At 45.8% G+C, this 7841-nt stretch carries 8 protein-coding genes; 6 read left to right on the forward strand and 2 right to left on the reverse strand.

The annotated features are described in order from the left end of the window. Positions 1–176: 176 nt before the first annotated feature. From B5F78_RS15275 to B5F78_RS17395, 6 genes are all read left to right on the forward strand, one after another. A complete protein-coding gene (locus B5F78_RS15275) occupies positions 177–2459 on the forward strand; it encodes a S9 family peptidase (RefSeq protein ID WP_087407138.1) in 2283 nt (760 codons plus the stop codon). Positions 2460–2569: 110 nt separating this feature from the next. After that, positions 2570–3844, forward strand: coding sequence for a phosphoribosylamine--glycine ligase (purD, locus tag B5F78_RS15280; RefSeq protein ID WP_087395973.1), 1275 nt, complete (start codon positions 2570–2572; stop codon positions 3842–3844). 50 nt (positions 3845–3894) lie between these two features. Then, positions 3895–4836 carry a hypothetical protein gene (locus tag B5F78_RS15285; RefSeq protein WP_087407139.1) on the forward strand — a complete coding sequence of 314 codons (942 nt, stop codon included), beginning with the start codon at positions 3895–3897 and terminating at the stop codon, positions 4834–4836. Further along, entirely contained in the window at positions 4812–5273 is a 462-nt protein-coding gene (locus tag B5F78_RS15290) for a YqaA family protein (protein WP_087213074.1), read from the forward strand. Before B5F78_RS15285 ends, B5F78_RS15290 begins: the two co-directional genes overlap by 25 nt. A gap of 58 nt (positions 5274–5331) precedes the next feature. After that, positions 5332–5988 (forward strand): tRNA (5-methylaminomethyl-2-thiouridine)(34)-methyltransferase MnmD, encoded by a 657-nt coding sequence (gene mnmD, locus B5F78_RS15295; RefSeq protein ID WP_162608571.1) that lies wholly within the window; start codon positions 5332–5334, stop codon positions 5986–5988. Between the two features lie 24 nt (positions 5989–6012). Beyond that, positions 6013–6183 (forward strand): hypothetical protein, encoded by a 171-nt coding sequence (locus tag B5F78_RS17395; RefSeq protein WP_158098033.1) that lies wholly within the window; start codon positions 6013–6015, stop codon positions 6181–6183. A 438-nt stretch (positions 6184–6621) separates the two neighbouring features. Here the strand turns inward: B5F78_RS17395 and B5F78_RS15300 are convergent, their stop codons facing one another. Further along, positions 6622–7590: a DUF5106 domain-containing protein gene (locus tag B5F78_RS15300; protein WP_087396320.1), complete on the reverse strand. Its 969-nt coding sequence runs from the start codon at positions 7588–7590 to the stop codon at positions 6622–6624. A 41-nt stretch (positions 7591–7631) separates the two neighbouring features. Next, the coding region (locus B5F78_RS17400; protein WP_162608570.1) for a hypothetical protein at positions 7632–7841 on the reverse strand (210 nt) is incomplete at its 5' end.

Consider the following 7841-nt stretch of genomic DNA (forward strand, 5'->3'; position numbering starts at 1 on the left):
GACGAAGAACAGGAGCGGAAAGGACCAAAAAATCGCCCAAAGCACACACGAAAACGGATACATCAAGCCAAGAAAAACTTTTTGGAGAAATTCAAAACAGCTTCTAAAGTTTCAAGAACTCAAGAGCCTGAAAAACTTACAAACTAAAGAACTCAAAAACTAAAATCACAACCTATATGAAAAAATTTCTATCATTTATTATAACACTTTGCATGACCGTTACTTTGTGCGCCCAAGAAAAAAAAGCGTTCACACTGGATGATGTGATTCCCGGTGGAAGCAATTATTTTAACCTGACTCCTCAAAACTTACCAGGGTTGCAATGGTGGGGAGATGTATGTGTGCGTGCAGATGTGGACGATATCAGGCAAATAGATAATCGTACCGGAGAAGAAACTATACTGGTGACATTGAAAGAAGTGAACGAAGCCTTGCAAAACGGAGAAAAGCCGTACAAACTTTTAGCTCCCATCAAGCCGCTTCACACCCTGCAAGGCGCTTCCCTGCCTTGGGAAAACCGGAACCTCCTGATGTTTTCGGACTATGTGGGAGATGAAGAAAAAAGTGAAAGCTATGTCTTCTTCTATGACTTTATCCAGAAGAAGTTAACCAACATGTTCCGCATCCAAGAAGCAAACGCCACCAACCTTGATTTCTGCAAAGAGAACGGCTATCTTGCTTATACGGCAGGCGACCATTTATATATTGCCAACCACGGGGATTTTTCCACCGCGGTAAGCCCGCACCCAACGGGTGTAAAGGAAATAGATAACGACATCGTTTACGGCCAAGCGGTTCACCGCAACGAGTTCGGCATCATGAAAGGTACGTTTTGGAGCCCGAAAGGCACGTATCTGGCCTTCTACCGGATGGACCAAAGCATGGTGACCGATTATCCGCAGGTGAACACCACCACCCGCATCGCAACCCTCGTGCCCGACAAATATCCGATGGCAGGCATGACCAGCCACAAGGTGACCGTCGGCATCTATCATGTAAAGACGGGAAAAACCATTTACCTGCAGGCAGGTGACCCAACCGACCGTTACTTTACCAACATCAGCTGGTCGCCCGACGAGAAAGACATCTATGTCATCGAACTGAACCGCGACCAGAACCACGCACAACTGGTGCAATACAATGCCGAAACCGGCGAGAAGAAAGGCGTGCTTTACGAAGAGAAGCATGCCCGTTACGTAGAGCCGCAACACCCCTTGGCTTTCTTGCCCTGGGACGAAACCAAGTTCATCTACTGGAGCCAACGCGACGGGTATCACCACCTTTATCTAATGGATACCCAAAAGCCTCAGGCAGGCGAATGGAAAACCGGAAAGGATGCGGACGACACGTATTGCGAATACCTGCAGACCACCCCGCTCACCCAAGGAGACTGGCTGGTGCAGGAAATCTTAGGCTTTAACAAGAAGATGAAGACCGTCATCATCGGAAGCACGGAAATCTCTCCGCTCCAGACCAATGTCTTCAGCCTCGATGTAAAGACCGGGAAACGTACCTTGATAGGCAAACGGGACGGAATGCACCGCGCGCAACTCTCGGAAAACGGAACATTCCTGATAGACAATTTCACTTCGAACGATGTTCCACGTGAAATCAGCATCCTGCCTACCGACGGGAAAAAGGGCGTTACATTGCTTACTGCCACCGACCCGATGAAAGAACAATACAACTTGCCCGAAATCAGCATCGGCACCATCAAAGCCGCCGACGGAAAGACCGACCTGTATTATCGCCTGATTAAGCCGGTGGGCTTCGACCCGAACAAGAAATACCCTGCCATTATCTACGTATATGGCGGTCCGCACGCACAGATGATTCACAACACACGCTTCTATGATGCACGCGGATGGGACCTTTATATGGCACAACAAGGCTATGTAATGCTCACGGTAGACAACCGGGGAAGTGATAACCGGGGCATTCAGTTCGAAAACTGCACCTTCCGCCAATTAGGCGCAGAAGAAGCCAAAGACCAAGTGGAAGGAGTCAAGTTCCTGCAATCACTTCCGTATGTGGATGCCGGAAAGATAGGCGTACACGGCTGGAGTTTCGGCGGCTATATGACCACCAACCTGATGCTGACTTACCCTGACCTCTTCAAGGTAGGCGTGGCTGGAGGTCCGGTCATCGACTGGAAATATTACGAAGTGATGTACGGCGAACGCTATATGGACACGCCGCAAACCAATCCCGAAGGATATAAAAGTCGGGATTTGAAAGCCAAAGCCGGCAATCTGAAAGGAAGGTTGGAAATCATCATCGGCGGAATGGACCCCACGTGCGTTCCCCAACATACGATTACCTTCCTGCGTGCATGCATCGATGCCGGAACGCATCCCGACCTCTTCATCTATCCCGAAGACGGGCATAACATGATGGGACGTGACCGCGTTCACCTGCATGAACACATCACGCGTTATTTCCTTGATTATTTAAAATAACCCGATATGACCCGATTTCACCACAGAGGAAATAATAAAAACGCAGTGTGCTTCTGTGTCCTCTGTGGTGAATAAATATAATAAAAGACATCAACTTAAATCGAACGGATATGAAACTACTGTTATTAGGTTCAGGCGGACGCGAACATGCATTGGCATGGAAAATCGCACAAAGTCCGAAAATAGAAAAGCTGTACATCGCTCCGGGCAATGCCGGAACGCAAGAGGTAGGCGAAAACGTAGCCATCAAAGCCGATGACTTCGAAGCCATCAAACGTTTTGTCCTTGAAAACGGCATCGACATGCTGGTAGTGGGTCCTGAAGACCCGCTGGTAAAAGGCATCTACGACTTCTTCCGCAACGATGAAGCCTTGAAAAATATTCCGGTTATCGGTCCGTCGAAAGCCGGAGCAACCTTGGAGGGAAGCAAGGAATTCGCTAAAGGGTTCATGCAACGTCACGGCATCCCTACGGCAGGCTATAAAAGCATAACTTCTGCCAACCTGGAAGAAGGACTGGCATTCCTCGAAACCCTGCAGGCACCTTACGTGCTGAAAGCCGACGGCTTGTGTGCCGGCAAAGGCGTGCTTATCCTTCCCACTCTGGAAGAAGCTAAGAAAGAACTGAAGGAAATGCTGGGAGGAATGTTCGGAAACGCTTCGGCAACCGTTGTCATCGAAGAATTCCTGAGCGGCATCGAATGTTCGGTATTTGTACTGACCGATGGAAAACATTATAAGATTCTGCCCGAAGCCAAAGACTACAAACGCATCGGCGAAGGCGACAAAGGACTGAATACTGGCGGTATGGGTTCGGTATCTCCCGTTCCGTTTGCCGACAAAGCATGGATGCAAAAGGTAGAAGACCGCATTATCCGTCCCACGGTAGAAGGGCTGGCTGCTGAAGGATTGGACTACAAAGGATTCATCTTCTTCGGGCTTATCAACGTAAAAGGAGACCCGATGGTCATCGAATACAATGTACGTATGGGCGACCCCGAGACGGAAAGCGTCATGCTTCGCATCAAGAGCGACCTGGTAGACCTCTTTGAAGGCGTGGCAAACGGAAACCTCCATGAAAAGACCTTGGAAATCGATTCGCGCTCAGCCGTATGTGTCATGCTGGTATCCGGCGGTTATCCCGAAGCCTATCAGAAAGGATTCCCCATCAGCGGCATTGAAGAAGCCAAAGCAGGCGGAAGCATCGTGTTCCATGCCGGAACGGCAATAAAAGACGGGCAAGTGGTAACAAACGGCGGACGTGTCATTGCCGTCAGCTCGTATGGAACCAATAAAGAAGAAGCCTTAAGACAATCGTTCACCAATGCCGGAAAGATTCATTTCGAGAAGAAATATTTCCGTTCCGACATCGGATTTGATTTATAAATGATACTCGTTATATTATCTGTGTGTCATAAATCAATGAACTGTTAATTATGTTTTCATCAAGAAACAGATTCCAATACCAAGTAGCTACAGGAAGATTGACCCTTCCTGTAGCTGCTATTCTTACGCTGATCGTTTGGACACTTTCTTCGGTTCATGATTGGCCAAGCATAAGTTCGTTGCTGGCATATGGACTTACCTCTTACCTGCTGATTGAAACAGAAACCAAGTTCGTTTTAATACGTACCCGCACTACACTTCCCGCAGTTCTGTTCCTGTTGCTTTATGCAGCTATGCCGTTCTTACACGAAACTTCGCTGACATGTATTTTGCCAGTTTTGTTTATACTGATGCTCTTGTTCCTTTTTCGGAGCTACGAGTCTCCTTATGCTTCTGGAGCCCTGTTTCAAGCATTCTTCTGTCTGGGGCTAAGCAGTTTTATACTTCCTGCATTGGCCTGGCTTACACCTTTATTATATATACACACTATCAGCCTGCGTTCACTCAATATCCGTAGTTTCTTTGCCGGCATTATCGGCTTTACACTACCCTACTGGCTACTGTTCGGATACTACGTATGGACGGACGACTTAGAAGCGGTTTATCCTTACCTGATGCGTCTGTTCCAATTCCAGCCCATCAACTATCATACACTGACGCTCACTCATTATGTGTCATGGAGCATTGTTCTGATATTCTCCGGTATTTACGGCACATTCTACCTGCGGTCTGCCTTCAAAGACAAAGTACAGACACGTATTCTGTTGCGTATCTTTGTATGGATGATGCTTTGGCTTAACCTTTTGTGTGTGTTACAGCCACAATATTTCCAGGCATTGTTACCATTGATGTTGATTCCTGCCTCTTTGATAAGTGCACATTATTTTGCCCTGACGTTCAACCGGGTTTCGCATATCCTGTTCAATACTACCCTTATCTTATGGGTTTCACTTTGTTTATTTAATCTATGGATGCATTTTTTCAACTTCTGACAGACTGGGGATACATCGGGATGTTTATTTCCGCCTTTCTTGCCGGAACTGTCTTGCCATTCTCATCTGAAGCTGTTCTGTTGGCATGTGTAGGATTAGGGTTGGATCCTGTATGGTCTACAATTGCTACAACCAGTGGCAATGCATTAGGAGGCATTACTTGCTACTGGATAGGGCATCTGGGCAAAATGGAATGGATAGAGAAATACCTGAAGGTAGATAAAAAACAGATGGACCGTGCCGAACGTTTTATTCGTGGGCGAGGTTCGTGGATGGCATTGTTTTCTTTCTTGCCTGTGATAGGTGACGCCATCCTCATTGTGCTGGGTTGGATGCGCGCCAACGTATGGATAGTAACACTCTCGATGACCCTTGGAAAACTGGCACGTTATACTATCTTGGTAGCTGCAACGCTAGGGGTAATTGATTTAATGTAAGAAGTGAAAAAATCTGGCTTTAACTTGAAATATATTGACTAAACCACAAATAAAGATGATAGAACTCGAACAAACCGCTGATGGAAGCAACACACTCTTCGTCCCCGAATTGAATGAACACTACCATTCTGTAAAAGGAGCACTCACCGAATCGGAACACATCTTTATCCGAATGGGACTGGAACACCATCCTTCTCCCTCTCCCCACATATTGGAAATAGGCTTCGGCACAGGACTGAATGCCTTCCTTACCTTGCTTGCAGCTGGAAAATCCGGACGTACCGTACATTATACCACCCTTGAACGCTACCCTATAACACCCGAACTGGCAAACTGTCTTGCTTATCCCGAACAGATTTCTCCCGAACATGCCACAGCTTTCCGTACACTTCATACTGCACCATGGGAAAAAGACGTTCCGCTTACCCCTTTTTTCACTTTACACAAGGTACAAACCGACTTTACTACCTATACTTTCCCCGATTTGTACGACATAATCTATTTCGATGCCTTCGCTCCCGAAAAACAACCTGAGATGTGGAGTCCGGAACTCTTTACCCGTCTTTTTACCCATTTGAATCCTGGAGGTATCCTCACTACCTATTGTGCTAAAGGTATCGTGCGTCGTACCCTACAAGCTGCAGGCTTTACCGTAGAACGCTTGCCCGGTCCTCCAGAAGGTAAACGTGAGATATTACGGGCAAGTAAGATTTAGAAGCTGTTTTGAATTTATCGTGCGATGATTTGGGATGAGTTTTTGAGGCATTTTCGCTTCTGTGATGAGGAAGATAGCGGGCTATCTGACGAAGAACAGGAGCGGAAAGGACCAAAAAATCGCCCAAAGCACACACGAAAACGGATACATCAAGCCAAGAAAAACTTTTTGGAGAAATTCAAAACAGCTTCTTAAACTTTACTACGAAACACAATTATTCCCGTAACTACCTATAAGTGCCATTATAACTGTCCGTAATGACTTATATGCTTCATAGCCTCAACAGATTCTGATAAAAATTAAGAAGTTAGGGAAGTTGGCGAGGAGTTAAAAACCGATATGTTGTGGTTGGGTATTTATATGTTGAGCGGTGTGCAATTGTACATTTTAATGGAATACATACTGTCGGTATCACTCTTGTTGCTAATATCATGTTGGATTGCAAATCCGCTTCTTCAATTATGCCAGATTACACATCCGGCATGACAAGCAAGCTTTGGTCTCTCCGTAATATAGCTGCATCGTTTGTAAGATTAATAATCTTACAAACAAGGCAGCTATGTGATTTGTCTTTTATTTGTTGATTTATGTTCAGGCAAATATTCTCAAAAGCGGAAACTAAGAAACTGTTTCTTAAAAATGTAATGCGGCACGGATACGTGCGTAGGGGGCATCTTTCAAAATGACTTTTTTATTCCCATCAAGCAGGTAAAGCGATGGCATGGCTTTCAGGTCATAGAGGGCGTTTAGCTTGATAGCCTCACGGTCGGTGCCTACCATCCAGTTGGCCGGGAGGTTGGAGAGATCGCTACGCCATGCTTCTGGATTACCTTCGGTGTAAATGGCCAATACGGTGAGTTTCCCATCGGTTACAGCATCTGCCAAGGTCTGGTCGTGCAGCATGTCTTGCATGATTTCATGACAACTGGGGCATTCCGGATCATAGAATATCAGCAGCAGACGGTTGTTTGAGGCTGGAGTTTGATGAAGTTTGCTTGCCTGTCCGTTGGGTAGATAATACGTAAAGTCAGAAGCAAGTGTACCAGGCTGGTTCCGGCTGATGAGCTTTTGTTTGAAAGCCAATGTGCTTTTAGTCGCATCGTCTATGGTTTTGCTTTGCAGCATACGGTTCAGGTAAACAAGATACAATGCTTCGTTGTATAAGGGTGAGTTGGGATTGTATAAATATTCGTCGAACAAATGCATGAATGTTTTGCACGCTTCCTGTTGCTGTTCTATATGCGAGCAGAGAGCATCCAGACTCTTTGTGATTTCTTGTGAAGAACTTTCACCATCTGCCAGTAACGAGATGTGATTGACGAATCCTTGTTCGGTTATGTCACGGTTATTAAGTAAAGTCGTATCGGAGAAGTTGAAATTATCCCAATAGTGTGCCAATAGAAACTCACGACGTTCCTCCGGCTCAGTCAACATCACTGGAATGTCGGGGAAAGGGAACTGTGCTTTGTCTGGTTGTGTGGCTACATTTTCTTTTTGTATGGACGTGTGTTCTTCGGTCGCATGCTGTTTTTGCCCGGAGGTGCATGAAGTTCCGAGAATGATGCATACAATTGCGATGTAGTAATAAAGGTGTGTTTTCATACCCATATTTTTTTGAATATTACAAGTGCAAAGATACGATTTTATAAATGAAGAATGAAGGATTTAGCATAAAGAATCCTTGCAAATTTGGCTTGGCATACATTCTTTATCTTTAGAAGCTGTTTTGAATTTCTCCAAAAAGTTTTCTTGGCTTGATGTATCCGTTTTCGTGTGTGCTTTGGGCGATTTTTTGGTCCTTTTCGCTCCTGTTCTTCGTCAGATAGCCCGCTATCTTCCTCATCACAGAAGCA

This window comes from Bacteroides sp. An279 (genome assembly GCF_002159615.1).
GTDB classification, from domain to species: Bacteria; Bacteroidota; Bacteroidia; order Bacteroidales; family Bacteroidaceae; genus Phocaeicola; species Phocaeicola intestinalis.

Excerpts from the sequence above, each read along its gene's own strand:
- B5F78_RS17395 (WP_158098033.1), top strand. The coding sequence starts at position 6,013 with ATGATTTGGGATGAGTTTTTGAGGCATTTTCGCTTCTGTGATGAGGAA.
- purD (WP_087395973.1), top strand. The coding sequence starts at position 2,570 with ATGAAACTACTGTTATTAGGTTCAGGCGGACGCGAACATGCATTGGCA.
- B5F78_RS15300 (WP_087396320.1), bottom strand. The coding sequence starts at position 7,590 with ATGAAAACACACCTTTATTACTACATCGCAATTGTATGCATCATTCTC.
- B5F78_RS15285 (WP_087407139.1), top strand. The coding sequence starts at position 3,895 with ATGTTTTCATCAAGAAACAGATTCCAATACCAAGTAGCTACAGGAAGA.
- B5F78_RS15290 (WP_087213074.1), top strand. The coding sequence starts at position 4,812 with ATGGATGCATTTTTTCAACTTCTGACAGACTGGGGATACATCGGGATG.
- B5F78_RS15275 (WP_087407138.1), top strand. The coding sequence starts at position 177 with ATGAAAAAATTTCTATCATTTATTATAACACTTTGCATGACCGTTACT.